The organism is Ancylobacter rudongensis (assembly GCF_900100155.1).
GTDB lineage: Bacteria > Pseudomonadota > Alphaproteobacteria > Rhizobiales > Xanthobacteraceae > Ancylobacter > Ancylobacter rudongensis.
Genome location: NZ_FMTP01000001.1, coordinates 845,164 through 870,904 on the forward strand (window position 1 = coordinate 845,164; position 25,741 = coordinate 870,904).

The window sequence follows — 25,741 nt, forward strand, 5'->3', positions numbered from 1 at the left end:
GGCGCTCGGGCACCTCAGGATGACGACCGAACCCTTTTGGCATCGCGCCTCGTCATGCTGAGGTGCCGGCCGCAGGCCGGCCTCGAAGCACGCAGGCCCGCCTCCCATCTGGCGCCGAAGGAGTCCCGATGACCGCCCTGCGCGACGATTTCCGGCTCTATATCGATGGCGCCTTCGTGACCGGCGGCGCCAGCTTCGAGAGCTATGACCCCGCCACCGGTCAGCCCTGGGCGGTGATGCCCGCTGCGACCGCCGACGACGTGAACCGCGCGGTGGAAGCCGCCCACCGCGCTTTTGAGGCGCCCGAATGGGCCGGCCTTACCGCCACCCAGCGCGGCAAGCTGCTTATGCGGCTCGGCGATCTTGTTGCCGCGCAGGCGCAGGAACTGGCCGAACTGGAGACCCGCGACACCGGCAAGATCATCCGCGAGACCCGGGCGCAGATCGGCTATGTCGCGGAATATTATCGCTATTTCGGCGGCCTTGCCGACAAGGTCGAGGGCTCGCATCTGCCCGTCGACAAGCCTGACATGGAAGCCTGGCTGCGCCGTGAGCCGATCGGTGTCGTTGCCGCCGTCGTGCCGTGGAATTCGCAGCTGTTCCTCTCGGCGGTGAAGCTCGGCCCGGCGCTGGCGGCGGGCTGCACCGTCGTGCTGAAAGCGTCGGAGGAAGGCCCCGCCCCGCTGCTCGCCTTCGCAAGGCTGGTGCATGAGGCCGGCTTTCCCCCCGGCGTCGTCAACATCCTCACCGGCTTCGGCGAGGAGTGCGGGAAGACGCTCACCGCACACAGGCTCGTCTCCCGCGTCGCCTTCACCGGCGGGCCGGCGACCGCGCGGCATGTGGTGCGCAACACGGCGGAAAACCTCGCTTTCACGACGCTGGAACTTGGCGGCAAATCGCCGGTGCTGGTCTTCGCCGATGCCGATCTGGAGAGCGCGGCCAATGCCGTGGTGGCCGGCATCTTCGCCGCCTCCGGCCAGAGCTGCGTCGCTGGCTCCCGCCTCTTCGTCGAGGAGAGCGTGCGCGACAAGCTGCTCGCCATCCTCACGCAGAAGGCCCGCCGTATCCGCATCGGCGACCCGCAGGACCCGGCGACCGAGATGGGCCCGCTCGCCACCGCGCGCCAGCTCGCCCATATCGAGCAGGTCGTCGCCGCAAGCCTCGAAGCCGGTGCCGCGCTGGTGACCGGCGGACAGCGGGCGGAGGGGTTCACAGCCGGCAATTATTACGCCCCGACCATCCTCGCCTGCGCCGGCAATGAAGTGCCCTGCGCGGCGGAGGAACTGTTCGGCCCGGTGCTCAGTGTCATCAGCTTCGAGGGCGAGGCCGACGCCGTTGCCAAGGCCAATGACAGCCCGTTCGGCCTCGCCGCCGGTGTGTTCACCCGCGATCTCACTCGCGCCCACCGGCTCATCCGGCGGCTGCGCGCCGGCATCGTCTGGGTGAACACCTATCGCGCCGTCTCGCCCATCGTGCCCTTCGGCGGCTACGGCCTGTCCGGCCTCGGCCGCGAGGGCGGGGCGGAATCGATCCGCGACTACACCCGCACCAAGTCGGTCTGGCTGCGCACATCAGACGAGCCGATCGCCGATCCCTTTGTGATGCGCTGAGGCCAAGCCATGCTCTACGAGATGCGTACCTACCGCCTGAAGACCGGCACCGTCCCGGCCTATGTGAAGCTGGTCGCCGAGGAAGGCATCGCTTTGCAGAAGAGCCATCTCGGCCAGCTGGTCGGCTATTTCACCAGCGAGATCGGCCCGCTGAACGAGATCGTCCACATCTGGGCCTATGCCAGCCTGGACGACCGCGCCGCCCGCCGCGCCCGGCTGAATGCCGATCCCGCCTGGCTCGCCTTCCTGCCGAAGATCCAGGCGCTGATCGAGACCATGGAGAACAAGATTCTCCTGCCCACCGCTTTCTCGCCGCTGGACTGACGAGGGAACGGGCTGGTCGACAGCCCGCCCTCGCCCCGACGCACGAAATCAGAGCGCCCAACGCGCCGCCTTCCACACCGAACGCCAACCAAAGGGGACTAACATGTCGCGCACATCACGAGCCCTCGGGGTCGCCGCCCTCGCCCTCGCCGCCGGCCTCGCCGGCGCCGCCATGGCGCAGTCGGGCTCCATCGTCTTCACCAGCTGGGGCGGCACCACCCAGGACGCCCAGAAGAAGAGCTGGGCCGTGCCCTTCACCAAGGAAACCGGCATCACCGTCAAGCAGGACGGCCCGACCGACTATGGCAAGCTGAAAGCCATGGTCGAGAGCGGCAACGTCTCCTGGGACGTGGTCGACGTGGAGGCCGATTTCGCCGCCGCTGCCGCCAAGGACGGGCTGATCGAGCCGATCGACTTTTCCATCGTCAAGCGCGGCGAGATCGACCCGCGCTTCGTCACCGACCATGCGGTCGGCAGCTTCTATTATTCCTTCGTGCTCGGCTTCAACCCGGCGAGCCTCAAGGGCAAGACGCCGAAGAGCTGGGCGGATGTGTTCGACACCACGGCCTTTCCCGGCAAGCGCACCTTCTACAAATGGTCGGCGCCGGGCGTGCTGGAAATCGCCCTGCTGGCGGATGGCGTGCCGGCCGACAAGCTCTACCCGCTCGACCTCGACCGCGCCTTCAAGAAGCTCGACAGCATCAAGAAGGACATTGTCTGGTGGGGCACCGGGGCGCAGTCGCAGCAGCTGCTCGCCTCCGGCGAGGCGCCGATCGGCCAGTTCTGGAACGGCCGCATCTTCGCCCTGCAGCAGAGCGGCGAGAAGGTCGACCTGTCCTGGGAGCAGAACCTGACCGCCGCCGACATGCTGGTCGTGCCGAAGGGGGCGAAGAACAAGGAAGCGGCGATGAAGTTCATCGCCGAGGCCACCAGCCCCGAGGGACAGGCGAGCTTCGCCACCGAGAGCGGCTATGCGCCGGTGAATGTGAAGTCCGCCGCGCTGATGCCGAAGGACGTCGCCGCCAACCTGCCCGACAAGCACACCGCCTCGCAGATCAATCTCGACATGGGCTATTGGGCCGCCCATCGCGACGAGATCGGCAAGCGCTGGTACGCCTGGCAGGCGGAGTGAGCGGGAGGCCCCCGGGAGCCGTCACCCGACCGTCCGCGCTCGCTCCGGTTGAGCGCGGACCCGTCGAGGCGGGCGCCTCCGGCCATTCGGTCATTTCGGCCGCATCGGCCTGATCGTCCTCCTGACCGCACTCACCGAACCGCCGTGATCGAGCCCTCATGACCGTGACCGACGTGCCGATTGCCACCCCCTCGCCCGTCCTCGCCGCCGCCCGGCGGCGCGGCCGCGGCCTTGCGCCTGTGCTGCCGGCACTCGCTCTGATTGTGGTGGTCTTCGTGATTCCGGTGCTCGCCTTGCTGCTGCGCAGCGTGCTGGAACCCGAGCCGGGGCTGCAGAACTACGCCGCCTTCTTCGCCTCGACGACCTATCTCAAAGTGCTGGGCAACACCTTCCTGGTCGCGGGAACGGTGACGGTGGCGACGGTTCTGCTCGGCTTTCCAGTGGCTTGGTTCCTGGCGATCGCGCCGTCCTTCTGGTCGCGGCTGCTGTTCGCCATCGTCATCCTGTCGATGTGGACCAACCTTCTCGCCCGCACCTATGCCTGGATGGTGCTGCTGCAGCGCACCGGCATCATCAACCGCACTTTGATGGAGATCGGCCTCATCTCCGAGCCGCTGCCGCTGATCAACAACCTCGTCGGCGTCACCATCGGCATGACCTACATCATGCTGCCCTTCATGATCCTGCCGCTGCACGCCACCATCCGTTCCATCGACCCCGCCATCTTCCAGGCCGCATCCCTTTGCGGCGCCAGTCGTTTTCAGGCTTTCACCCGCGTCATGCTCCCCCTCACCGCCTCCGGCATCGCCGCCGGGGCGCTGATGGTGTTCGTTATGTCGCTTGGCTACTTCATCACCCCGGCCCTGCTCGGCGGCACCTCGAACATGATGCTGGCGGAGCTGATCGCGCAGCTGGTGCAATCGCTGCTTGACTGGGGGCTGGCGGGTGCAGCGGCGCTGGTGCTGCTGGTGATCACGCTCGCCATCTATATGGTGCAGCTACGCTTTTTCGGCTTCGGTCAGGCGAGGGGCTAGGCGCCATGCTGCTCGATTTCGCCCGTCTCGGCCCCTGGCGGGTCGCCCTCATCCTCATCGCCCTGCTGGTCGGCGCCTATCTGCTGCTGCCGATCCTGCTGATCATCGCCCTCTCTTTCGGCTCCTCGCAATGGTTGCAATTCCCGCCGCCGGGCTGGACGCTGCGCTGGTATGAGGAGCTGTTCGAGGATCCCGAATGGATCGCCTCCTTCCTCACCAGCTTCAAGATCGCCGCCGTCGTCACCGTACTGTCGGTCGGAATCGGCCTGATGGCCTCCTTCGGCCTGACACGCGGCACGTTTCGCGGCCGCGAGGCGCTGCGCGCGCTGTTTCTCACCCCGATGATCCTGCCGGTGGTGGTGCTGGCGGTCGCGCTCTACGCCTTCTTCCTCCGGTTGCACCTCAACGGCACGTTTTTCGGCTTCGTGCTGGCGCATCTCGTCATCGCCCTGCCCTTCTCGATCATCGCGATTTCCAATGCGCTGGAACGGTTTGACCGCGATATCGAAACCGCCGCCATCGTCTGCGGCGCCAGCCCGCTGGAGGCCAAGATCCGCGTCACCCTGCCCGGCATCCGCCTAGGATTGATCAGCGCGGCGATCTTCTCCTTCCTCGCCTCCTGGGACGAGGTGGTGATCGCCATCTTCATGGCGAGCCCGGACTTGCAGACCCTGCCTGTGCGGATCTACGGCACGCTGCGACAGGATCTTTCCCCGGTCATCGCTGCGGTCTCGACGCTGCTGATCGCCCTGACCGCTGGCCTCATGGCGCTTGCCGCCTTCTTCCGCAAGGACGCCCGCTCATGACCTTTCTGGAAATATCGAATATTTCCAAGACGTTCGGCAAGGTTGCCGCGGTCAATGACGTCTCGCTGGAGATCACGCAGGGCGAGTTCGTGACCTTTCTCGGACCTTCGGGCTCGGGCAAGAGCACGACGCTCTACATGATCGCTGGCTTCTTCGAGCCGACGGCCGGCGATGTGCGGCTGGAGGGGCGCAGCATCCTCGCCGAGCCGTCGAACAAGCGGAACATCGGCATGGTGTTCCAGCGCTACACGCTGTTTCCCCATCTGTCGGTCGCGGAAAACGTCGCCTTCCCTCTGCGCGTGCGTCGGCGGCCGGCGGGCGAGATCGCCCGCAAGGTCGAGGAGATGCTGGCGCTGGTGCGACTGGAGAGCTTCGCCGACCGAATGCCTGCCCAGCTTTCCGGCGGCCAGCAGCAGCGTGTCGCCCTGGCCCGAGCGCTGGCCTACAACCCACCATTGCTGCTGATGGACGAGCCGCTTTCCGCCCTCGACAAGAAGCTGCGCGAGGAGATCCAGGACGAGATCCGCCGCATCCACCGCCAGACCGGCGTCACCATTCTCTATGTCACCCACGACCAGGAGGAAGCGCTGAGCCTTTCCGATCGCATCGCCCTGTTCAATCAGGGTCGCATCGAACAACTCGGCAAGGGCCGCGAACTCTATGACGCGCCTCGCACGCGCTTTGTCGCTGATTTCATTGGTCATTCCAACTTCATTGACTGCGCCATTACCCGCAGCGAGGGCGGGAGCGCCGACATTGTGCTACCGGATGGCGGCACCCTGAACGGGATATCCCTGCACGGTGCCGCCGTCGCTGGCGCCCGCGCCGGGCTGATGATCCGCCCCGACCGCCTGCGTTTCTCGCCGCTGGGCGAGGGGGCGGAGCCGGGCATCGACGCCGTCCTGACCGACGCCACCTTCATCGGCGAGACATACCATGTGGTGCTCGCCACCGGATGGGGCGCCAGCGTCAATGTGCGCATTCCCGCGAGCCGTATCCGTCCGCAGGATTTGACCATGGGCACCCATGTGCGGTTGCACTGGGAGGCGGGTGACGCCCGGCTCTTCGGCCAGTGACACCGGTAGACATGAGGCCTGCCGCGGCTCTGTGATCGCCATCCGCCGTCCCGGACCTCCGCGGGGTGCCATAGCCAGCCAGCTTCGCTCCTGCTATTGCGCCAGGCCTCCTCGCCCGCGAGTGCCGTGCCACGCCGGACCCTGTCCGGTAAAGGCTCCGAAGTGGTCGAGCGCCCCACCTCGAAGCGAGCCAAGAGATGACAGCCGAAGAATTCAAGGACGCACTCGAAACGCTGAACGCGACGCCAGCAGCGATCGCCAAGCTCCTGGGCGTCGACATTCGCACGGTGCGCCGCTGGAGCACCGGCGCGAAGGCCATCCCAGACACCGCCGCCGTCCAGCTCGGCGCCATCCTCCAATCCGGCTGGCTACCGGCGAAGTCGGCCGCGGAGATGGCGGCTATTCGCCTAAAAGAGGAGGCCGAGCGGCCGACCTCGCGTTTCGTATGGGTGCAGCGCAGGGAAAGTGACCCGCATTGGACGGTCGCGGAACACGACCTGGTTTCCGATGTGTTTTATCTGCCCGGCCGAATCGAGCGCTTCGTCGCTGACGAACTGGTCATCGGTTCGCCCGTGGCGGCGCCGGAGTGAGCGCGATGGGCGGGACGGCGCTTTTGCTCGCCGGGTTCTGGCCCCCTTCCGCCAGCCCTCGACTCGGATAAGGTCCGGGCGGTAGCGGATAGGGGCTTTGCACGCCTCTCGGGCAGAGCTGCATGAACAATTCGACCGACGTCATCGTCGCCTATTTTGCCGAAACCGCCCGTTTGATGGGGCGGCTCGAGGGCATTGCCAGCCAGGTTGCGCAGGCGGCCGATGCCTGCATTGCCGCCCTGTCTTGCGGGGGCAAGGTGATGTTCTGCGGCAATGGCGGCTCGGCGGCCGATGCTCAGCATCTTGCGGCGGAACTGATGGGGCGCTTCCTGTACGAGCGCGATCCGCTGCCCGCCCTGGCCCTGACCATCAACACCTCCGCGCTCACGGCGATCGGCAATGACTATGGCTATGAGCATATCTTCGCCCGCCAGATCCGGGGGATCGGCCGGAACGGCGATGTGCTGGTCGGCCTGTCCACCAGCGGCCATAGCGCCAATGTGGTGAAGGCCTTCGAGGTTGCCCGCGAGATGGGAATCGTCACCATTGCCCTCACCGGCGCGACCTGTGGTGCCCTGGAGCCGCTTTCCGACATCCTGATCCCCGTGCCGCACGGGCAGACCAATCATATCCAGGAAGCTCACATCACGATTGGCCATCTGATCTGCGGAATTGCCGAATCGGCCCTGCGCCCGCCACGCCGCTGAAACGGACTCAGGCGCCGCCAGGCCTGTTGCTGGTCATGGTTCGGGAGAGGGAGCGCCCGGCGCGGCTCAATCGAAGCACGAGACCGTTGAGCCGGCATCGGTCATCGAGATCGGGATGACGTTGCCGGCTCCGAAATGCTCTCGAAAGGCGTCATGGCGGGCCGGCTCGGCAATGAAGAGCATGAAGCCGGCACCGCCGGCGCCAAGGAGTTTGCCGCCTTGCGCGCCAAGCGCCTTGCCCTCGAGATAGAGATCGTCAATGGCCGGGTTGGTGACGCCCTCGCCCAGCTTTCGCTTCAGGCGCCAGCCTTCATCCAGCAAGTCGGCGAAACGCGCCACACTGGCGGTGTCGCTACCTGACGCTTCCAGGATTTGCGTACCGGTGCGCGTCATCTCATACATCTCGCTGAGATGGGCGCGGTTGTCGCCGCGGGTGGTGCGCAGGTGCTGGCTGTCGAGCGCGTCGATGGCGCGCCGCTGTGTGCCGGTATAGACGAGCAGAAGCGAGGCATTGAGGGTTGCCAGACGGCTGGTGGTTAGCCGCAGCGGCTCGATGGCGATGGTGTCGCCGGAAAATTCGTAGCGGGCAAGCCCGCCGAAGGCGGCATGAATCTGGTCCTGTATGCCGACATTCTCCCGGAGAATCTCCTGTTCCATCCGGATCGCCTGTCGCGCGAGCTCATAGCGTGTCAGCTCGATGCCGCGCATGCGGTGCAAAAGGTTGATGAAGCCGACAGTGAACGCCGACGAACTGCCGAGACCCGTATTCCCGGGAAGATCGGACATGGTGGCGATGTTGAGCGGGTCTTCCCAGCGATAGAGCTTCAGGGTTTCGCGGATCACCGGATGCTGGATGTCCTCGATCCGCTGCACGCTCTCGGTCGCCCGGTAGGTGACGCGAAATCTCTGCTCGGCGACGGGAGAGAGGGGAAGAGCCTGGATATAGATGTATTTGTCGATCGTGCCGCCCAGCACGGCGCCGGGACTGGAGCGGAAATGCGAGGGATAGTCGGTGCCCCCGCCAAAGAAACTCGCCCGAAGAGGGGTTCTGCTGATCCACATGAGGATACCGCTTAAAGCGACGCCGACAGGATGTCGAGCAGCGATCCGTCCTGATACCGAACGGCGCGCAGACCGGCCGCGCGCGCCGCCTCGATATCGGCCTCGCCCTTGCCGATCAGGAAGCTCCGGCGGCGCTCCACCGGCCAGGCAGCCAACACATCAAGGATCATGCCAGGACCGGCCTTGCGGCCTGAGCAATCCTGTCGGGACCCATGAACGGTGGCGTCGCGGTGGTGCGGGCGCCGGTGGAACGCATCGACATGCGCGCCGATCTGCGTCAGCGAGTCCTGCATGGCGCGGTGAAAGGTCTCGACTGCGGCCTCTTCATACATCCCGCGTGCGACGCCGGACTGGTTCGTGACAACGAAGACAAAGTAGCCCTTATCATTGGCGAGGGCGACGGCTTCGCGGGCCTGGGGCATCCAGATGAGATCATCGGCGCGGTGGGGGTCGCCACTGTCGCGGGTGAGCGTTCCGTCCCGGTCGAAGAACACGGCGGGGCGGGTGCGGACATTGATCAGTTCGTCCTGCACCCGGGCAAGGGTCTCCCGGATACCGATATCGACGAAATAGGCGCCCTCGGGTGCCTGAGTGGCGACAACCCGCCCTTCCGCCACGAGGCGGGGCAGGATCTCCCATTCCAGCGAGCAGGCGCCGTGATGTGCGATGAGGTCGACAATCCGGCGGTCGACGACATACACGCCGGCATTGACCAGCGCCGACGCCTCCATGCACCGTGCGTCCTTCTCGACGAAGGAGGTAACCCAGTCGCCCTCCAGCGTCACCCGCCCAAAGCGGGCGGGATCGGCGACGCGGTGCAGCAACATCTGGACGATCAGCGCAGGGTCGCGTTGCCGTGCCAGCTTCCAGGACCGCATAAAGCGGGTGAGGTCGGCGTCGATCCAGGAATCGCCGTTCAGCAGCATAAATTCCGGGTCGAGGTGTCCGACCGCGAAACCCAGCGCGCCGCCAGTGCCGAGCGGCGCGGGTTCTGCCAGTACCTCGATCTCAGCCCCGAAAAGCCGCTGGCGGTGAAAAGCCGCCTTGATCTGCTCGCCAAAGTGGCCGGCCAGTAGAGTGATCCGTGGCACGCCGTGGCGGGCGACCTCCTGAATGAGATGAAGGAGGAAAGGCCGCCCGGCTACCTCCAGCAGGGGCTTCGGCGTCGCTTCGGTGAGCGTTCCGAGGCGGGTGCCCAGGCCGCCGCAGAGGATGACCGCCTGAGCGACCAAGCTATGACCCCACTTGAGCCGAGGCGCGTGCCGGCGCCGCCGGGGGCGCGTCGAAGCGGCGCGACGGTCGGAGGGATCGCCGCGCGATGCAGCGGTCGGCCGGTCCGCGAAGACGCTCAGTGACCGACGCGCTCATGCCGCTCGCGCTCGCCGCCGCCGGACAGTGGCCCGGCCTTGCTTGACGTGGAGAGAGATGGTGGCGCCGAAGGATGACATGGGTGGAGGATGCGAGAGATGACGGCTAACGGCAACCGGCCAGACCACCCCGCCCAATAAAAAGCAGGCCTGTCGCGCCAGAGGTCCCGACGATCGATGGCCCCGCCCCGCCTGCGAGGCGGACAGCAGGACCGGCGACGGGCCTGCTGCCGCCTTGGTCGCCGCATCGCGCGGCGCTCCGGCGCCGTCTTCAGTGGCCCAGCGACCATCGCCGTTCGATCGGCGCCGGCTTGTTCTTGCGCGTACCGCAGAGTGAGCAGCCGCAGCCGGCCAGATGCTCGCGCGAGACCACCTTCGGTTCGGAGGCGGTGCCCTCGGAGCGGGCCAGCGCCCGCCGCAGCGTGCCGTTCATCGTGCTGAGGCGCGGCATCGCCATCTCACGCGGCGCGCTGGCGGCGCATTCCGGGCAGCAGGCGGGCTGGTCGGCGTCGTTCATCGAACTCCAGCCCTCGAACGGGCCGCAATCCTCGCAGGCATAGGAATAGAGGGGCATCGCAACGCTCCAGGTTTCGCTCCATATGGGAAAGCGGATGGCCCATGGGCCATCCGGTAGGTCAGGGTTGCAGCCAGCCTTGCAGCAGCGACACGCCTGGCACCCAGCCGGTGACGATGCCGATCAGCACCGTAAAGGCGCCGGTGAAGCGCAGGATCGGCTGTTTCATCGTGAGCAGCAGGAAGTAGCAGAACCACAGCAGGCCCCAGCCGACCCAGTTCCACCCCATCCAGAGGCTGATGGAACTGTCCGCCCCCTGAAGCGACTGGATCGCCACCGGCGCCACGGTGATGGCGACGAACAGGCTGAACCAGCCCAGGCCGCGCCCGTCCACCTTGGTGATGCGGTTATAGGCGACCCAGAAATAGGTGGCGGTGAACAGCAGGGTCAGCGCCGCGCCCTTGATCGAGCCGGCATCCGCCTGCGCGTTGAACGCCCAGAACAGCGAGATGGCGAGCGTCACCACACCGGAGACGACGTTCACCACGATGATTTCGCGATCTTCGATCTTGCCCAGCAGCCAGAGGCCGTTGAGCACGAGCACCGCGCCGACATAGAGCAGGCCCAGTCCGAGCAGCATGGTCGATCTCCTCAGCCCCGGCCGGACCGGCCAGCCGGGGCGCCAGGTTGCCGGAAGGGTTCAGCTCGCGCGGGCGACGTCGACGCCCGACACCTGCCGGGTGGGCCCGGTGGAGTTCGGGTTGATGTCGAAATCGAAGATCTTGGTCGGGATCGCCACCGTCGCGCAGACATTTGGGATGTCGACGATGCCGGCAATGCGGCCCTCTACCGGCGCTGTGCCGAGGATCGTGTAGGCCTGCTCGCCTGAATAGCCGAACTTCTTCAGGTACTCGATGGCGTTGAGGCAGGCACGGCGATAGGCGACATGGGCGTCGAGATAGTACTGCTCGCCCGTATGCTCGTCGACCGAGATACCCTCGAAGATCAGGTAGTCATCGAAATGCGGGTCGATCGGGCTGGGCTTGAAGATCGGATTGATGACGCCGTATTTCGCCATGCCGCCCTTGATGAGGCTCACGCCGATATCGATCCACCCGGCCATCTCGATGGCGCCGCAGAAGGTGATTTCACCGTCGCCCTGCGAGAAGTGGATGTCGCCCATGGAGAGACCGCCCCCCTTCACATAGACCGGGAAGTAGCAACGGGCGCCGCGCGACAGGTTCTTGATGTCGCAATTGCCGCCATGCTCGCGCGGCGGCACGGTACGCCAGCCTTCCGCCGCCGCCTTGTCGCGGGCGGCGCCGTGCATCTGGCCCATCAGCGCGGTGTCAGAATAAGGCAGGGCGGCGAGCGGGGGCACGCGGTTGGGGTTGGTGGCGACGAGTGCGGCTTCGCGCCGGTTGGCCTCCGCCAGCAGCTTGTGGTCGGGCAGGCAGCCGATCAGGCCGGGGTGAACCAGGCCGGGGTAGCGCACCCTCGGGACGTGGCGCGAGGTGGTGTAGATGCCGTGGAAATCCCAGCAGGACTTGACCGCATCGGGATAATGCTCGGTCAGGAAGCCGCCGCCATTGTTCTTGTCGAACAGGCCGTTGAAGCCCCATTCCGAGCCTTCGAGCGGCCCGATATCGAGAATGTCGACGACCATCAGGTCGCCCGGCTCGGCGCCTTCGACGCCAAACGGTCCGCTGAGATAGTGCACCTTGGTCAGGTCGACGTCGCGCACGTCGTTGGCGCTGTCATTGTTGCCGATCTGGCCGCCAGTCCAGTCGTAGCACTCGACCCGGAACTCGTCGCCGGGCTTGAACATCTCGACCATGGGAATGTCGGGATGCCAGCGATTATGGGTCTTGATGTCCTGGTCTTCCGGCGCCTTGTTGAGATCGATCTTGAAGACGGTCTTGGCCATGAGCTTCCTCCTGTGAGGGTGCCGCGGCTTTCTTGCCGTTGCTGAAGGCAGGCGGTGGAAAGCCGCCTTGCCCGCACCCTGCCCAAGGAGGCTAGGAGGCGTATGTAAGCGCCCTACCCGCGCCGGGGGTGGCAAATGTAAAGTTTTGTAATTCCGGCTGTGTGGCTGCCCATTGCCCGCCCCGACCGGCTATGATCGACCTCAAGGCGACGAAAAGTCGTCTCGGTGCGCGAATGCACGGGGCGGTAGGATGGGCGAAACGGTGCGCATGCCGCGCATCCTGATGGTGGACGACGACCGCCGCATGTGCGGATTCGTCACCAAATTCCTCGCGCGGGAAGGCTTTTCGGCGGAGTTCGCGCTGGACGGCACCAGCATGCGCGACGCTCTCGCCGCCACCAGCTTCGACCTCATCATCCTCGACCTGACCTTTCCGCGCGGAGAGGACGGCCTGTCGCTGGCGCGCACGGTGCGTGCGACCGGGCACATGCCATTGCTCGTGCTCTCGGCCAAATGCGAAACGGTCGACAAGATCGTCTGCCTCGAACTTGGTGCCGATGACTATGTGACCAAGCCGTTCGAGCCGCGCGAGCTGCTGGCGCGCATCCGCGCTTTGCTGCGGCGCGCCCGTGGCATGAGCCGCGGCGCCCAGCCGTTGGAGGGGCCGGACAAGCGCGTGCGCTTCGGGGCGTGGCGGCTCGACCTCGACGGCCGCGACCTGATCCGCCCGGACGGCACCCGGGTGGCCTTGACCAGCCACGAATTCCGCCTGCTGGTCGCGCTCGCCGAGCGGCCCGGCCGCGTGCTCACCCGCGACCAGATGCTTGACCTCGTCGCCAACCGGCAATGGGCGCCGTTCGACCGCAGCATCGACGTGCTGGTCGGCAAGCTGCGCCGCAAGCTGGACGACGGCACCGGCCACCAGGTCATCAAGACCGTTCGCGGCGAGGGCTATGTCTTCACCCCGCCCCCGCCGCATTGACGCCGGCCCCTGCCCGCTCAGGGACGCGACGGCATCGCCGGCAGCAGTAGCGTGATCCGCGTGCCCACGCCGGCCTCGCTCTCGATGAGGAGATTGCCACCGGACTGGCGCGCGAATCCGTAGGCGGTGGGCAGGCCGAGACCGCTGCCGCTCTCGGCCGGCTTGGTGGAGAAGAACGGCTGCAGCGCGTTCTCGGCGATATCGGCGGCCATGCCGCAGCCGTCATCCTGGACCACGATTCCGGCATACGCGCCCGGCGCCATGTCGGCGAGCAGAAAGGCCGAGCCGGGCTGCAGATCGCATGGTTCGAGCTCGACCCGCACGGTGCCGGCGCCCGCCACCGCGTCGCGGGCATTGAAGATCAGGTTCAACAGGCTGGCTTCGAGCTGATGCGGATCGGCGACTGCGAGGCAGTCGACGGGTAGCCGGGACAGTTCCAGCGTGATCCCCGCACCGAAGGCGTGGCGCGCCCGGCTCACGACCTGTTCGACTGCGTGGCCGAGATCCAGCACACGCGGCAGCAGCGGCTGCGCCCGGCCGACGGCGAGCAGGCGCCGGTTGGCGCAGATGCCGTCCTCGACCGCCCCCAGGGCGTCGCCGACCAATTCGCGCATGATGGCGGGGTCGCCCGCCGCGCCCCGCGCCAATTCCTCCTGCAGGAGCTTGAGGTTTCCCCCCACCACTGTGAGCAGGTTGTTGAAGTCGTGAGCGATGCCGGCCGAGAGCCGGCCAACGGCCTCCATGCGGCGGCTGCGGCGCAGCAATTCTTCCGCCTGCGCACGGTCTGCCGCCAGGCGGTGCCGGTCGAAGCATCGGGCCAGCGTTGCCAGCAGCTCGGCGGGCTCGAACGGCTTGCAGACATAGTCGTAGATGCCGGCCTGCAATGCCTTGATGGCGGTCTGCACCGAGGCATAGGCGGTGACCATGACCGTGAGCAGCTCCGGACGCTGCCGCCCCAGCTCAATGGCGATCGCCACCCCGTCCTCATGGCCGAGGCGAATGTCGACCAGCGCCACCGCCACCGCCACCGCCGTAACCGCGTCCCGCGCGGCCGCCCCGTCATGGGCGACAACAACGTCATAGCCTTCCATTTCCAGCAGCAGGGCAAGGCTGGCCGCGAAGTCGTGGTCGTCGTCCACGATCAGGACGCGCCGCTTCTCGTCATGCCACATGTGGGCGCTCCGCAGTGGCGGCGGGCAGGAAGATGTCGACCCGCGTACCCTCGCCGGGACGGGAGGCGACGACAACACGGCCGCCATGGCGCTCGACCAGGCGCCGGACCAGAGCGAGGCCGAGGCCGAGGCCGAAGGGCTTTGTGCTGAAAAGGGGCTCGAACAGCCGCTGGGTGGCCTCCTCGCTCATGCCGACGCCATTGTCGGCGACGGTCAGCCGCACGCTCTCCTCCTCGCAGGCTGTTTCGATTCGGACCCGCCCCGCCGCGCCGCCGGCCGGGCGTTCGAGTACCGCCTGCATGGCGTTCTGGACCAGATTGACCAGAACCTGCCGCAGCCGCTCGCCATCGGCCTCGATCATGCGGTCGCACTGCAACTCCAGTTCGAGCGCGACCGGCGATAGCGCCCGCAGATCCGCCACCTGCTCGACGATCCAGGCGTCGAGCGCCAGCGGCACCATGGTGACATTGGGGCGGCGGGAGAATTCGAGCAGGTCGTCGATGATGCGCACGCAGCGGCGCACATTGCGCTGGATCCGGTCGAGTTCGTTGCGCTCCCGCTCCCCGGCCATGCCGCCGGCCCGCTGCAGCACGGCGACAGAGGTGGCGAGCGTGCCGAGTGGGTTGCGCAATTCATGGCTGACGGTCGCGGTGAGCTGGCCGAGGGCCGCGAGGCGCTCGCTGCGGGTGAGTTCCTCGCGCGTCTCGTAGAGTTTCTCCAGCGAGCCGACGAGGTTGCGCTCGGCGAGTTCCCGGCTCTCATTGGCCAGCACGATCCACCAGGCGCTGATCGCCAGCAGCGGCAGGAGAGCGAGGAAGATCCGCAGCAGCAGCGCGCCATTGTCGAGATGCGGCACATCCTCGCCTGGGTCGATCAGCCGGTAGGTGAGCAGAAACAGCGCGCCCGTCACCACTGCGAGGGCGACCAGAACACCGGCGACCTTCAAAAGCCGCTGCGGCATATGCGGGGCGATGCGCCGGGTGAACCCGCCACCGAAATAGCGCGAGCGCGAGGTCTCCAGATCCTGATGCGACTTCTTGCAGGCGTCGTGGCAGTGCGCATCGAGGCTGCAGCACAGCGAGCAGATCGGACGCTCGTAGAAGCTGCAATAGGCCATGTCGTCCCGCTCATAGCCATGATCGCAGATTTCGCAGCGCAGCACCGCCGAGGGCTCTGAGCCGAGGCTCGGATGCACCGGTGGGCGGGCGAGATAGTAGCGCCCGCCGGTGGCGAAGCCGATCAGCGTCGCGGTCAGAAAGGCGACGAGGAATGAGAAGGGCGCGGCATAGGCCTGCATCAGCGGCCCCAGAATGCCGGTGAAGGCGGTGAGCGAGACCAGCGAGCCCAGCGCCATGCCGCCGCAGCCCACCGGATTGATATCGTGCAGATGCGCGCGCTTGAACTCGATGAAGCCGGGGCTGACCTTGAGCGGCTTCAGCACCAGCAGGTCGGCGACGATCGCCCCGACCCACGCCATGGCGATGTTGGAATAGACCGCGAGCACCACCTCCAGCGTGTCGAAGATGCCGAGCAGCATCAGCAGCAGCGAGATGAGGATGTTGAACACCAGCCAGACCACCCGGCCGGGATGGTAGTGCGTCACGCGCGAGAAGAAGTTCGACCAGGCGAGCGAGCCGGCATAGGCGTTGGTGACGTTGATCTTGATCTGCGAGATCAGCACGAAGAACGTCGCGCAGAACAGCACCAGCGCCGGGTTTTCGAACACGTAGCCATAAGCCACAATGTACATGTGGATCGGCTCCAGCGCCGCCGGACGCGGCAGGCCGCTGCCCAGCACGAGCACCGCCAGCAAGCCGCCGGCCAGGATCTTCAGCCCGCCGATCAGGATCCAGCCCGGCCCGGCCAGGATGACCGTGCTCCACCAGCCAAGCCGGTTGGCCGGCGTCTTCTCCGGCAGGAAGCGCAGATAATCCGCCTGCTCGCCGATCTGTACGACCAGCGAGCACATCATGCTGACCGCCGCGCCGAAGGCGAGCACGTCGAAGCCGCGCGAGCCGGTTTCCAGCCCGGCGAACTGGGTCCACGCGGCGATGTCTTCCGGCGCCTTCACCGCGATCAGCACGAAGGGCAGCATCATCATCCCGACCCAGAGCGGCTGCGTCACCATCTGTAGCCGCGAGATCATGGTGATGCCCATGAGCGTGAGCGGGATGATCACCAGCGAGGAGACGATATAGCCCAGCACCAGCGGCACATCGGCGTAGATCTTCAGCGCCTGCGCCATGATCGCGCCTTCCAGCGCGAAAAAGATGAAGGTGAAGCTAGCATAGATCAGGGATGTGATGGTCGAGCCGATATAGCCGAAGCCGGCACCTCGGGTCAGGAGATCGAGGTCGACGCCGTATTTGCTGGAGTAATAGGCGATCGGCAGGCTGGTGACGAAGATGAACGCCGAAACGACGAGGATCGCCAGCCCGGCATTCATGAAGCCGTAGCTCAGCGTGATCGAGGCGCCGATCGTCTCCAGCGCGAGGAAGGATATGCCTCCCAGCGCCGTGTTGGCGATGACGAAGGGCGACCAGCGACGGAAGGAGCGCGCGGTGTAGCGCAGCGAATAGTCTTCCAGCGTCTCGTTGGCGATCCAGGAGTGATAGGACCGCAAGGCGGGTAGGTCAGGCGTTTCCACGGGCTTCGCACCTTGTTTTGGCGGAGGCTAGTGGATCGCTTGGCGAGGGGCCAGCCTTTCATCTTCCCCCTGTCGCGCAGGCGGATGGGCGTTTCCTCCCGGCGTGGCCGGCGGAGGCATCGCCAGCCGCACCTGCCGGGGCGCCCCATCCTTCCCGAGAATACGGCCTGCGCCAGCCCGCGCGCCTCCGGCAGGCCTCCTGATCGCGGTCGGGCCCGGGACGCCAGGGCATCGCCCATGTGATCGAGGACCATGTGCTCGACGATTACGCGCGCGCCGCCATTGCGGACGGGACGCTGGTCGAGGTGCTGGGGGATTGGAGCCCGAAACTGGCGAGCTGGTTTCTCTACTACCCCAACAGGCGGCACAGCAGCGCCACCATGCGCGCCTTTCTCGAATTCGTCCGACGATCGGCCCGTTAGGTCTTCGTCGTCCGCCGGTAGACAAAGCGGACCAACTCGGGGAGGTTCCGGCTCGACCATCCATCGGTCCGGGGATCTCCTGCGAAAGGTGACGCACAGTGTCGGGCAGCGAAGACCAGATGGAGACCTCGTTCCGCGTCACGCGCCTGCAACTCGCCGTGGCGGGCGGCCTGTCGCTCGCGCTGGTCGCCCTGTTCGTCGCGACCATGCCCTTTGCGCGCCTGCCGACGCACGACACCGAAATCCTCGTACCCGCCTATGCCGCCGCGACCTTTGTGCTGGAGGCGATGACGGCGGCCCTCCTTTTCGCGCTCTACAGTGCGAGGCGCCAGCTTCCACTGCTCTTCCTCGCCTCCGGCTACCTGTTCGGCGCCCTTATGCTCGCGCCCTGGGCACTGACCTTTCCGGGCGTCTTCACCGGCTTCGACATGGATGCGGGGCTGCAGGTCACGGCCGCCTTCGGCCTGTTGCGCCGGCTGGCCTTTCCGCTTTTCGTGCTTGCCTATGCTCTGGCCCCGCGTCGGGAGATCGCGACCAACGCCGCGCTGGTCGCGGTCAGCGTGTGCCTCGGGGCGACGGTGCTGATCGAGGCGACCCTGTTCTTTCGCGACTGGCTGCCGCCGCTGATGCGCGACGGGCGGCAGGTAAACCTGCTGTGGCAGGTCGTCCCCGCCCTGGCGATGATGCTCTATGCCGTTGATATCGTGCTGCTGCTCTGGTTTCGCCGTTCGGCGCTGAGCCTGTGGGTCTGCATCGTCCTCTTCTCGCTCAGCATCGAATTGCTGCTGATCTCCTATCTCGGTGGCGGCACGCGGCTGAGCGTGGGCTGGTGGGCCGGCCGGCTCTACGGTCTGGTGGCAATGAGCATCATCCTGCTGGTCCTGATCGCCCAGACCACGCTGGTGCATGTCCGCCTCGCCCGCACCGTGGCGGCCGAGTTGCGCAGCCGGGAGAAGCGGCTGACCGCGATGGAAGCGCTCTCCGCCTCGATCGCCCATGAGATCAACCAGCCCCTCGCCAGCATGGTGACAAATGCCGATGCGGCGCTGCGCTGGCTGTCCAAGGCCGAGCCGCGCATCGACAAGGCGGAGCTGGCGCTGCGCCGGATCGTCGAGGACGGGCACCGGGCCAATGGCGTGGTCGCGGGCATCCGCACCATGTTCACCAAGGGCACGCGCGAGCGGGCCGAACTGGACCTTGCGGCCATCGTCGCGCAGGCAGCTTCGGAGGCGGCCCGCGACGCGCGCCATTTCGGCGTGGAGATCGCGGTCGAAGGCGAGCGCGAGGTGCCGCCCGTCATCGGCAACGCCGTGCAACTGCATCATGTGCTGCGCAACCTGATCGAGAACGCGGTCGATGCCGTGCGCACGGCGCCGCTGCGGGCGCGCCGCGTAACGGTGCGGCTGACGCAGGAGCCGCATGGCGACGTGCATGTCTGCGTCGCCGACACCGGCGCCGGCATCGCCGCCGAGGTGGCCGAGCGGCTGTTCGACCCCTTCGTCACCACCAAGCCCGGCGGCATGGGCATGGGGCTGATGTTCTGCCGCGCCGTGGTCGAGGCACATGGCGGCAGCATCTGGGTCAGCGCGAACACGCCGCACGGGGCCATCTTCCATTTCTCGCTTCCCGTGGCGATCCTGTCTGTGGCAGACGCGCAGACGAGGCCCAGCGTGGAGGAGAAAGCCCGATGACGGACGCGGTGGTCTATGTCGTCGACGACGACCGCTCGGTGCTCGCCTCGCTGGAAAGCCTTCTGTCCTGCGAAGGCTATGCGGTGCTCACCTATGAGTCGCCGAAGGACTTCCTGAACGCCCGATGCCCGGACCTTCCCGGCTGTCTCATCCTCGATGTGCGGCTGCGCGGGGCGAGCGGGCTCGAATTCCAGCGCGAACTCGCGCGCGCCGGCATCGCCACGCCCATCGTCTTCATCACCGGCCATGGCGACGTGCCGATGTCGGTGACGGCGATGAAATCCGGCGCCGTCGAATTCCTGCTCAAGCCTTTCCGCGACCAGGACCTGCTCGATGCGGTGCGCGAGGGCATCGCCCGTGACCGCCAGCGCCGGGCGCGCGACGCCGAGATTACGGCGCTGCGCCGACGTCAGGCGGCGTTGACGCCGCGCGAGCGCGAACTGATGCCGCTCATCGCCAGCGGGCTGATGAACAAGCAGATCGCCGCCCAGCTGCAGCTGAGCGAGGCGACGGTGAAGGTGCACCGGGCCCAGATCATGCAGAAGCTGCAGGCACGCACCATCGCCGATCTGGTACGGATCGCCGACCAGCTGGCCGCCCCTGGCTCCGGAGCGTAGAGACCTACACCCACCGGCCAATTGTGGCGCACCGGAGCGGCCGGCAAAGCTCGCCGCCATATGGCCGGGCCACTCGTTGTCCGGCGCGATGGACCCTTGCCGGGCATGCGCAAGACAGTGGCAATCGTCGACGACGATCCCGCGGCTTTGGCGGCATTGGGGGGACTGGTTGATGCACTCGGCTACCGGCCGCTGTGTTTTGCCGATCCCGCCGACTTCCTGGCGTCGGATTGGGCGCGATCGATCGATGTGCTTGTGGCGGATATTCGTCTGCGTGATTTCAGCGGCATCGTGCTCCATCGCCGCCTGCGGGCGCTAGGCCTGGACGTGCCGACCATCCTCGTGACCGCCTATCCCGACGAGGCGACGAGCCAACGGGCGTTGCGGGCCGGGTTCCACGGCTATCTCGCCAAGCCGGTGGTGCCTGAGGAGCTGCTCGCCTGCTTGCGCCGAGCGACCGGGCAAGGCGGGCCAACCTAGCCGCAGGGCCAACAACACCCCTCCCCGCGCACAATTGTTCCGCCCGCGCCCCGCGTCCTACGAGTCCGGCAGACCCCACCACGCAGGGATGTGCAATGCCAACCGCAACTCCGACCCCCGGCAAGGAACTCCTCGATCCTGACAACCATGTCCTGGTGCTGATCGACTTCCAGTCGCAGATGGCTTTTGCGACCAGCTCGATCGATGCCGTCATTCTGCGCAACAATGCGGCGCTCATCTCCCGCGCTGCCGCCGGCTTTCATGTCCCGACCATTCTCACCACGGTGGCGGAGAAGAGCTTTTCCGGACCGATGTTCGCGGAAATCAGCGAGGCCTTTCCCGGCCAGGCGATGCTCGACCGGACCTCGATGAATACCTGGGAAGACGCGGCCGTCATCGCCCGGGTGAATGAGATCGGCAGAAGCCGCATCGTTTTCGCCGGCCTGTGGACCAGCGTGTGCATCGTCGGCCCGGCGCTGTCCGCCCTCGACCAGGGCTTCGAGGTCTTCGTCATCGCCGATGCCTGTGGCGATGTTTCCAGCGAGGCGCATGAGCGCGCGCTGCAGCGGATGATCCAGGCCGGGGCCCGGCCGATGACCTCGCTGCAATATCTTCTGGAACTGCAGCGCGACTGGGCCCGCACCCAGACCTACGAGATGACCACCGGAATCGCGAAGACGTTCGGCGGCGCCTATGGCCACGGCATCGTCTACGCCAAGACCATGTTCGGCGCGTCGGAAGGTCATTGAGGCGCGCCATGAGCGATCATCCTGCCGCTCTGTCGCGACGGGCCGTTCTCGAATTGGGGAGCGCCACGGCCCTCCTCGCCACGCTCGGCCCGCTCGCTCCCGCTTTCGCCGCAACCATCGCCACTCACGGAGCCCCTGCCATGACCACCATCACCACCAAGGACGGCGTCGAGATTTTCTTCAAGGACTGGGGTCCGAAGGATGCCCAGCCGATCATGTTCCACCATGGCTGGCCGCTGTCGTCGGACGATTGGGACGCGCAGATGCTGTTCTTCGTCCAGAACGGCTTCCGCGTCGTCGCCCATGACCGGCGCGGCCATGGCCGCTCGGCGCAGGTGTCCGGCGGCCACGACATGGACCATTACGCCGCCGACGCCTTCGCCGTGGTCGAGCATCTCGACCTGAAGAACGCCGTGCATATCGGCCATTCCACCGGCGGCGGCGAAGTCGCCCGCTATGTGGCCAAGCATGGCGAGCCGGCCGGCCGCGTCGCCAAGGCGGTGCTGGTCTCCGCCGTGCCGCCGCTGATGCTGAAGACCGACGCCAACCCGGAGGGCCTGCCGCTGGAGGTGTTCGACGGTTTCCGCAAGGCCACCGCCGACAACCGCGCGCAGTTCTTCCTCGATGTGCCGGCCGGCCCGTTCTACGGCTTCAACCGCGAGGGCGCGAAGGTCTATCCCGGCGTGGTCAACAACTGGTGGCGCCAGGGCATGATGGGCAGCGCGAAGGCGCATTATGACGGCATCAAGGCCTTCTCCGAGACCGACCAGACCGAGGATCTCAAGGCCATCGGCGTGCCCACGCTCGTGATGCACGGCGATGACGACCAGATCGTGCCGATCGCCGATTCCGCGCTGAAGGCGGTCAAGCTGCTGAAGAACGGCACGCTCAAGGTCTACAAGGGCTACCCCCACGGCATGCTCACCACCCATGCCGAGGTGATCAACCCGGACCTGCTCGCCTTCATCAAGGGCTGAGCCCGGCACGCCCGCAGGAGTGCGGCCGATGAAGCTCTATTTCGCCTCGCTCGGTGCCGGCCTGCTGGTCGGCATCGTCTACAGCCTCATCAATGTCCGCTCGCCGGCCCCGCCTGTGGTGGCGCTGGTCGGGCTGTTCGGCATTCTCATCGGCGAGCAAGTGGTGCCCGTCGCCCGGCATCTGTTAAAGGGCGACAGCCTGCGCGCCGCCATCGGCCTCTCCGACTGCTCCGACCACGTGCTCGGCCAACTGCCCGGCCGCAAGGCCGGCGCCGGCGAGGGCCCCGAGGCACCACCCGGTTCCTGACCGGCTGCCCCTCTCAGCGGAGACCGCGATCATGCCATCCACCGCCGATCTGATCCTGTTCAACGGCAAGGTCACGACGCTCGACCGTTCCAATCCGCAGGCCGAGGCGGTGGCGATCAGGGACGGCAAGGTGCTGTTCGCCGGCGCGGCGCGCGAGGCGATGGCACTGGCCGGCGAGGCGACGACGCGGCTCGACCTTGGCGGGCGCCGGGTGATTCCGGGCCTGATCGACAGCCACATGCACATCATCCGCGGCGGGCTGAACTACAATATGGAGCTGCGCTGGGACGGGGTGCGCTCGCTCGCCCACGCAATGGAAATGCTGAAGAAGCAGGTCGACAACACCCCTGCGCCGCAATGGGTGCGCGTGGTCGGCGGCTTCAGCGAGTACCAGTTCGCGGAAAAGCGCCTGCCGACGCTGGAGGAGATCAACGCGATCGCCCCCGACACGCCGGTGTTCATCCTGCATCTCTACGACCGCGCCTTGCTCAACGGGGCCGCGCTGCGGGCGGTGGGCTACACGAAAGACACGCCGAACCCGCCCGGCGGCGAGATCGCGCGCGACGGCGCGGGCAACCCAACGGGCCTGCTGCTCGCCCAGCCCAACGCGACCATTCTCTATGCAACGCTCGCCAAGGGGCCGAAGCTGCCGGTCGCGTACCAGAAAAACTCCACCCGCCATTTCATGCGCGAGGTGAACCGGCTCGGCGTCACCGGCGTCATCGACGCCGGCGGCGGCTTCCAGAACTACCCGGACGACTACGCGATCATCGAGGAACTGCATCGCGACGGCGAACTCACCATCCGCATCGCCTACAACCTCTTCACCCAGAAGCCGAAGGAGGAGCTTGCCGACTTCACCGGCTGGGCGAAGCAGGTGAAGCCCGGCCAGGGCGACGACCTCTACCGCACCAATGGCGCCGGCGAGATGCTGGTCTATTCCGCCGCCGATTTCGAGGATTTCAGGGTCGAGCGTCCCGATATGCCCGCGAGCATGGAAGGCGACCTCGAACCCGTCATCCGCCTGCTGGCGCAGAACCGCTGGCCGTGGCGGATGCACGCGACCTATGACCAGACCATCTCCCGCGCGCTCGACGTGTTCGAGACGGTCAATCGCGACGTGCCGCTCGAAGGGCTCAACTGGTTCTTCGACCATGCCGAGACCGTCACCGACCGCAACATCGCGCGTATCGCCCGGCTCGGCGGCGGCATCGCGGTGCAGCACCGGATGGCCTTTCAGGGCGAGTATTTCACCGAGCGCTACGGCGCCCGCGCCGCCGAGCGCACACCGCCGGTGCGGCGCATGCTGGAGATGGGTGTGAAGGTGGGCGCGGGCACCGATGCCACCCGTGTCGCGTCCTACAATCCCTGGATCTCGCTGGCCTGGCTGGTCACCGGCCGCACGGTGGGCGGGCTCGCCCTCTACCCCGCCGCGAACCGGCTCGACCGCGAGACGGCGCTGCGCCTGTGGACGCAAGCGAACACGTGGTTCTCCAGTGAAGAGGGCAAGAAGGGGCAGATCGCCCCCGGGCAGCTGGCCGACATCGCCGTGCTCTCGGATGACTACTTCGCCGTACCGGAGGACGCCATCGCCGACATCACCGCAGTGCTGACGCTGCTCGGCGGCACGCCGGTGCATGGGGCCGGCGACTTCAAGGACCTCGCGCCCGAACTGCCGCCGGCGATGCCGGACTGGTCGCCGGTACGGACCTTCGGCGGCTACCAGCAACGCGCACAAGCGGGCGCACCCCGGCACGCCTTCGCCCGGCTGTGCGGCTGCGCCCGGGAATGCAACGTCCACGGCCATGCGCATGCCGGCGCCTTGCAAGCGCAGGTGCCGGCCTCGGACGCGCGAAGCTTCTGGGGCGCGCTCGGCTGCGCCTGCTGGGCGGTGTGACAGGCGCCCTGCGGGCGAGAAGGAGACAGAGATGACCGAGGCCACCCCATCGCCCGCGTCGCCCGCCGGCAGCTTCGCGCCGCTGCGGCGCCCGGTCTTCGCCGTCCTCTGGGCCGCCACCGTGCTGGGCAATACCGGCAGCTTCATGCGCGATGTCGCCAGCGCCTGGCTGGTGACGGACCTTTCCGCCTCGCCCGCCGCCGTCGCCGCGGTCCAGGCCGCCGGCATGCTGCCGATCTTCCTGCTCGCCATACCGGCCGGCGTACTGTCCGATATTCTCGACCGGCGCAAATTCCTGATCTTCATCCAGATCATGCTGGGCTGCGTCAGCGCCACGCTGATGCTGTTGTCGGCGAGCGGCCTCGTCACCGTGTCGGGGCTCATCATGCTCACCTTCGTCGGCGGCATCGGCGCGGCGCTGATGGGGCCGACCTGGCAGTCCATCGTGCCCGAGCTGGTGCCGCGCGGCGAACTGAAGAGCGCGGTCGCGCTCAATTCGCTGGGCATCAACATCGCCCGTTCCATCGGGCCGGCCGTCGGCGGCATGCTGCTCGCCGCCTTCGGCGCGGCCGTGACCTATGGGGCGGATGTCGCCAGCTACCTCATCGTGATCGCCGCCCTGCTGTGGTGGAAGCGGCCGGCGAACACGCAGGACGAACTGAGCGAGCATTTCGGCGGCGCCTTCCGGGCCGGGCTGCGCTATGCCCGCTCCAGCCGCGAGCTGCATGTGGTGCTGCTGCGCGCCGCGGTGTTCTTCGCCTTCGCCAGCGCCGTCTGGGCGCTGCTGCCGCTGGTGACGCGGCAATTGCTGGCGGGCGATGCCGCGTTCTACGGCCTCCTGCTCGGTTCGGTCGGCGTCGGCGCCATTGCCGGCGCGCTGGCCCTGCCGATGGCGCGGGACAGGCTGAGCCCGGACGGGCTGATGCTCGCCGCCGCGCTCGCCACCGGCGCCGCCTCGACCGCGCTCGCCCTCGGTCCGCCGAAATGGGCGGCGGTGCTGGTGCTGCTGGTGATGGGCGCGGCCTGGATCGTCGCGCTGACCACGCTCAACGCCACGGCGCAGGCGATCCTGCCGAACTGGGTGCGCGGGCGCGCGCTCGCCGTCTATCTTACCGTGTTCAACGGCGCGATGGCCGGGGGCAGTCTCGGCTGGGGCTTCATCGCCCAGGAGATCGGCCTCGCCGCGACACTATGGACCGCCGCCGCCGGCCTCGTGCTGTCGGGGCTCATCGTCCACCGCGTTGCGCTGCCGAGGGGCGAGAGCGACCTTGCGCCCTCCAACCACTGGCCCGAACCGCTGCTCGCCCAGCCGGTGCCGGGGGATCGCGGGCCGGTGCTGGTGCTGATCGAGTACCAGATCGCGAGGGAAGACCGGCCGGCCTTCCTGAAGGTGCTGGAGCGGCTGTCCCATGCCCGCCGGCGTGACGGCGCCACCTCCTGGGGGGTGATGGAGGATGCGGCCGAGCCGACCTTGCTGACGGAGTGGTTCATGGTCGACTCCTGGGCCGAGCATCTGCGCCAGCATCATCGCGTCTCGCACGCCGACGCCGACGTGCAGGCGCAGCTGCGCGCCTTTCACCGGGTCGAGCGCCCTCCCGTGGTGCGGCACCTGCTCGCCCTCGATCCGGGGCGGGCAGGATAAGCGCGCAGG

At 67.1% G+C, this 25,741-nt stretch carries 25 protein-coding genes; 18 read left to right on the forward strand and 7 right to left on the reverse strand.

The features are described 5' to 3' along the window. The first annotated feature begins 128 nt into the window (after positions 1 to 128). The 8 genes from BLO63_RS03830 (at position 129) to BLO63_RS03865 (ending at position 7,279) form a co-directional block, all read left to right on the forward strand. Positions 129 to 1,610 carry an aldehyde dehydrogenase gene (locus tag BLO63_RS03830; RefSeq protein WP_091436855.1) on the forward strand — a complete coding sequence of 494 codons (1,482 nt, stop codon included), beginning with the start codon at positions 129 to 131 and terminating at the stop codon, positions 1,608 to 1,610. 9 nt (positions 1,611 to 1,619) lie between these two features. Then, on the forward strand, positions 1,620 to 1,934 hold the full coding sequence (locus BLO63_RS03835) for an NIPSNAP family protein (RefSeq protein WP_091436856.1): 315 nt from the start codon (positions 1,620 to 1,622) through the stop codon (positions 1,932 to 1,934). A 103-nt stretch (positions 1,935 to 2,037) separates the two neighbouring features. Beyond that, positions 2,038 to 3,066, forward strand: coding sequence for an ABC transporter substrate-binding protein (locus BLO63_RS03840; protein ID WP_091436857.1), 1,029 nt, complete (start codon positions 2,038 to 2,040; stop codon positions 3,064 to 3,066). Positions 3,067 to 3,224: 158 nt separating this feature from the next. Then, positions 3,225 to 4,100 (forward strand): ABC transporter permease, encoded by an 876-nt coding sequence (locus BLO63_RS03845; protein WP_091436858.1) that lies wholly within the window; start codon positions 3,225 to 3,227, stop codon positions 4,098 to 4,100. Positions 4,101 to 4,105: 5 nt separating this feature from the next. Then, positions 4,106 to 4,906, forward strand: coding sequence for an ABC transporter permease (locus tag BLO63_RS03850; protein WP_091436859.1), 801 nt, complete (start codon positions 4,106 to 4,108; stop codon positions 4,904 to 4,906). After that, entirely contained in the window at positions 4,903 to 5,982 is a 1,080-nt protein-coding gene (locus tag BLO63_RS03855) for an ABC transporter ATP-binding protein (protein ID WP_091436860.1), read from the forward strand. The genes BLO63_RS03850 and BLO63_RS03855 overlap by 4 nt, the downstream gene beginning before the upstream one ends. 197 nt (positions 5,983 to 6,179) lie before the next feature. Next, a complete protein-coding gene (locus BLO63_RS03860; RefSeq protein ID WP_091436861.1) occupies positions 6,180 to 6,572 on the forward strand; it encodes a helix-turn-helix domain-containing protein in 393 nt (130 codons plus the stop codon). A gap of 122 nt (positions 6,573 to 6,694) precedes the next feature. Continuing rightward, on the forward strand, positions 6,695 to 7,279 hold the full coding sequence (locus tag BLO63_RS03865) for an SIS domain-containing protein (protein ID WP_091436862.1): 585 nt from the start codon (positions 6,695 to 6,697) through the stop codon (positions 7,277 to 7,279). Positions 7,280 to 7,345: 66 nt separating this feature from the next. Here BLO63_RS03865 and BLO63_RS03870 read toward each other — a convergent pair whose 3' ends face one another. The 5 genes from BLO63_RS03870 to fmdA form a co-directional block, all read right to left on the reverse strand. Continuing rightward, a complete protein-coding gene (locus BLO63_RS03870) occupies positions 7,346 to 8,254 on the reverse strand; it encodes a GHMP family kinase ATP-binding protein (RefSeq protein WP_244517591.1) in 909 nt (302 codons plus the stop codon). Between the two features lie 98 nt (positions 8,255 to 8,352). Next, positions 8,353 to 9,573: an HAD-IIIA family hydrolase gene (locus tag BLO63_RS03875; protein ID WP_091436864.1), complete on the reverse strand. Its 1,221-nt coding sequence runs from the start codon at positions 9,571 to 9,573 to the stop codon at positions 8,353 to 8,355. A 406-nt stretch (positions 9,574 to 9,979) separates the two neighbouring features. Beyond that, complete coding sequence (locus BLO63_RS03880) at positions 9,980 to 10,282, reverse strand: FmdB family zinc ribbon protein (RefSeq protein ID WP_091436865.1); 303 nt, start codon at positions 10,280 to 10,282, stop codon at positions 9,980 to 9,982. Between the two features lie 61 nt (positions 10,283 to 10,343). Then, positions 10,344 to 10,862, reverse strand: coding sequence for an AmiS/UreI family transporter (locus tag BLO63_RS03885; RefSeq protein ID WP_091436866.1), 519 nt, complete (start codon positions 10,860 to 10,862; stop codon positions 10,344 to 10,346). A gap of 60 nt (positions 10,863 to 10,922) precedes the next feature. Beyond that, on the reverse strand, positions 10,923 to 12,149 hold the full coding sequence (gene fmdA, locus BLO63_RS03890) for a formamidase (RefSeq protein ID WP_018390841.1): 1,227 nt from the start codon (positions 12,147 to 12,149) through the stop codon (positions 10,923 to 10,925). Positions 12,150 to 12,399: 250 nt separating this feature from the next. On the opposite strand from fmdA, the gene BLO63_RS03895 reads away from it, so the two are divergent. Beyond that, complete coding sequence (locus tag BLO63_RS03895) at positions 12,400 to 13,131, forward strand: winged helix-turn-helix domain-containing protein (RefSeq protein ID WP_162841753.1); 732 nt, start codon at positions 12,400 to 12,402, stop codon at positions 13,129 to 13,131. A gap of 17 nt (positions 13,132 to 13,148) precedes the next feature. Here the strand turns inward: BLO63_RS03895 and BLO63_RS03900 are convergent, their stop codons facing one another. Continuing rightward, positions 13,149 to 14,303, reverse strand: a complete 1,155-nt coding sequence (locus tag BLO63_RS03900; protein ID WP_091436867.1) for a response regulator — start codon at positions 14,301 to 14,303, stop codon at positions 13,149 to 13,151. Further along, positions 14,293 to 16,950 carry an ATP-binding protein gene (locus BLO63_RS03905; RefSeq protein ID WP_091436868.1) on the reverse strand — a complete coding sequence of 886 codons (2,658 nt, stop codon included), beginning with the start codon at positions 16,948 to 16,950 and terminating at the stop codon, positions 14,293 to 14,295. The genes BLO63_RS03900 and BLO63_RS03905 overlap by 11 nt, the downstream gene beginning before the upstream one ends. A 239-nt stretch (positions 16,951 to 17,189) precedes the next feature. Here BLO63_RS03905 and BLO63_RS03910 point away from each other — a divergent pair, with 239 nt between their 5' ends. The 9 genes from BLO63_RS03910 to BLO63_RS03950 all read left to right on the forward strand — a co-directional run bounded on the left by BLO63_RS03910 (position 17,190) and on the right by BLO63_RS03950 (position 25,732). Next, the gene (locus BLO63_RS03910; RefSeq protein WP_425284314.1) at positions 17,190 to 17,372 is read left to right on the forward strand and encodes a LysR substrate-binding domain-containing protein; all 183 of its coding nucleotides are present in this window, start codon (positions 17,190 to 17,192) and stop codon (positions 17,370 to 17,372) included. 98 nt (positions 17,373 to 17,470) lie between these two features. Then, positions 17,471 to 19,063, forward strand: coding sequence for an ATP-binding protein (locus tag BLO63_RS03915; protein WP_244517593.1), 1,593 nt, complete (start codon positions 17,471 to 17,473; stop codon positions 19,061 to 19,063). Beyond that, positions 19,060 to 19,680, forward strand: a complete 621-nt coding sequence (locus BLO63_RS03920) for a response regulator transcription factor (protein WP_091436871.1) — start codon at positions 19,060 to 19,062, stop codon at positions 19,678 to 19,680. The genes BLO63_RS03915 and BLO63_RS03920 overlap by 4 nt, the downstream gene beginning before the upstream one ends. A gap of 105 nt (positions 19,681 to 19,785) precedes the next feature. After that, complete coding sequence (locus tag BLO63_RS03925; RefSeq protein ID WP_091437266.1) at positions 19,786 to 20,160, forward strand: response regulator transcription factor; 375 nt, start codon at positions 19,786 to 19,788, stop codon at positions 20,158 to 20,160. A gap of 95 nt (positions 20,161 to 20,255) precedes the next feature. Then, entirely contained in the window at positions 20,256 to 20,909 is a 654-nt protein-coding gene (locus tag BLO63_RS03930) for a hydrolase (RefSeq protein WP_091436872.1), read from the forward strand. Between the two features lie 140 nt (positions 20,910 to 21,049). Next, the gene (locus BLO63_RS03935) at positions 21,050 to 21,886 is read left to right on the forward strand and encodes an alpha/beta fold hydrolase (RefSeq protein ID WP_425284318.1); all 837 of its coding nucleotides are present in this window, start codon (positions 21,050 to 21,052) and stop codon (positions 21,884 to 21,886) included. Positions 21,887 to 21,914: 28 nt separating this feature from the next. Continuing rightward, the gene (locus BLO63_RS03940) at positions 21,915 to 22,193 is read left to right on the forward strand and encodes a XapX domain-containing protein (protein WP_091436874.1); all 279 of its coding nucleotides are present in this window, start codon (positions 21,915 to 21,917) and stop codon (positions 22,191 to 22,193) included. A gap of 31 nt (positions 22,194 to 22,224) precedes the next feature. Then, on the forward strand, positions 22,225 to 24,090 hold the full coding sequence (locus BLO63_RS03945) for an amidohydrolase (RefSeq protein ID WP_091436875.1): 1,866 nt from the start codon (positions 22,225 to 22,227) through the stop codon (positions 24,088 to 24,090). Positions 24,091 to 24,121: 31 nt separating this feature from the next. Beyond that, positions 24,122 to 25,732: an MFS transporter gene (locus BLO63_RS03950; protein WP_091436876.1), complete on the forward strand. Its 1,611-nt coding sequence runs from the start codon at positions 24,122 to 24,124 to the stop codon at positions 25,730 to 25,732. Positions 25,733 to 25,741 lie beyond the last annotated feature (9 nt).

Excerpts from the sequence above, each read along its gene's own strand:
- BLO63_RS03830 (WP_091436855.1), top strand. The coding sequence starts at position 129 with ATGACCGCCCTGCGCGACGATTTCCGGCTCTATATCGATGGCGCCTTC.
- BLO63_RS03835 (WP_091436856.1), top strand. The coding sequence starts at position 1,620 with ATGCTCTACGAGATGCGTACCTACCGCCTGAAGACCGGCACCGTCCCG.
- BLO63_RS03840 (WP_091436857.1), top strand. The coding sequence starts at position 2,038 with ATGTCGCGCACATCACGAGCCCTCGGGGTCGCCGCCCTCGCCCTCGCC.
- BLO63_RS03845 (WP_091436858.1), top strand. The coding sequence starts at position 3,225 with ATGACCGTGACCGACGTGCCGATTGCCACCCCCTCGCCCGTCCTCGCC.
- BLO63_RS03850 (WP_091436859.1), top strand. The coding sequence starts at position 4,106 with ATGCTGCTCGATTTCGCCCGTCTCGGCCCCTGGCGGGTCGCCCTCATC.
- BLO63_RS03855 (WP_091436860.1), top strand. The coding sequence starts at position 4,903 with ATGACCTTTCTGGAAATATCGAATATTTCCAAGACGTTCGGCAAGGTT.
- BLO63_RS03860 (WP_091436861.1), top strand. The coding sequence starts at position 6,180 with ATGACAGCCGAAGAATTCAAGGACGCACTCGAAACGCTGAACGCGACG.
- BLO63_RS03865 (WP_091436862.1), top strand. The coding sequence starts at position 6,695 with ATGAACAATTCGACCGACGTCATCGTCGCCTATTTTGCCGAAACCGCC.
- BLO63_RS03880 (WP_091436865.1), bottom strand. The coding sequence starts at position 10,282 with ATGCCCCTCTATTCCTATGCCTGCGAGGATTGCGGCCCGTTCGAGGGC.
- BLO63_RS03885 (WP_091436866.1), bottom strand. The coding sequence starts at position 10,862 with ATGCTGCTCGGACTGGGCCTGCTCTATGTCGGCGCGGTGCTCGTGCTC.
- fmdA (WP_018390841.1), bottom strand. The coding sequence starts at position 12,149 with ATGGCCAAGACCGTCTTCAAGATCGATCTCAACAAGGCGCCGGAAGAC.
- BLO63_RS03895 (WP_162841753.1), top strand. The coding sequence starts at position 12,400 with ATGGGCGAAACGGTGCGCATGCCGCGCATCCTGATGGTGGACGACGAC.
- BLO63_RS03900 (WP_091436867.1), bottom strand. The coding sequence starts at position 14,303 with ATGTGGCATGACGAGAAGCGGCGCGTCCTGATCGTGGACGACGACCAC.
- BLO63_RS03920 (WP_091436871.1), top strand. The coding sequence starts at position 19,060 with ATGACGGACGCGGTGGTCTATGTCGTCGACGACGACCGCTCGGTGCTC.
- BLO63_RS03925 (WP_091437266.1), top strand. The coding sequence starts at position 19,786 with ATGCGCAAGACAGTGGCAATCGTCGACGACGATCCCGCGGCTTTGGCG.
- BLO63_RS03930 (WP_091436872.1), top strand. The coding sequence starts at position 20,256 with ATGCCAACCGCAACTCCGACCCCCGGCAAGGAACTCCTCGATCCTGAC.
- BLO63_RS03935 (WP_425284318.1), top strand. The coding sequence starts at position 21,050 with ATGACCACCATCACCACCAAGGACGGCGTCGAGATTTTCTTCAAGGAC.
- BLO63_RS03940 (WP_091436874.1), top strand. The coding sequence starts at position 21,915 with ATGAAGCTCTATTTCGCCTCGCTCGGTGCCGGCCTGCTGGTCGGCATC.
- BLO63_RS03945 (WP_091436875.1), top strand. The coding sequence starts at position 22,225 with ATGCCATCCACCGCCGATCTGATCCTGTTCAACGGCAAGGTCACGACG.
- BLO63_RS03950 (WP_091436876.1), top strand. The coding sequence starts at position 24,122 with ATGACCGAGGCCACCCCATCGCCCGCGTCGCCCGCCGGCAGCTTCGCG.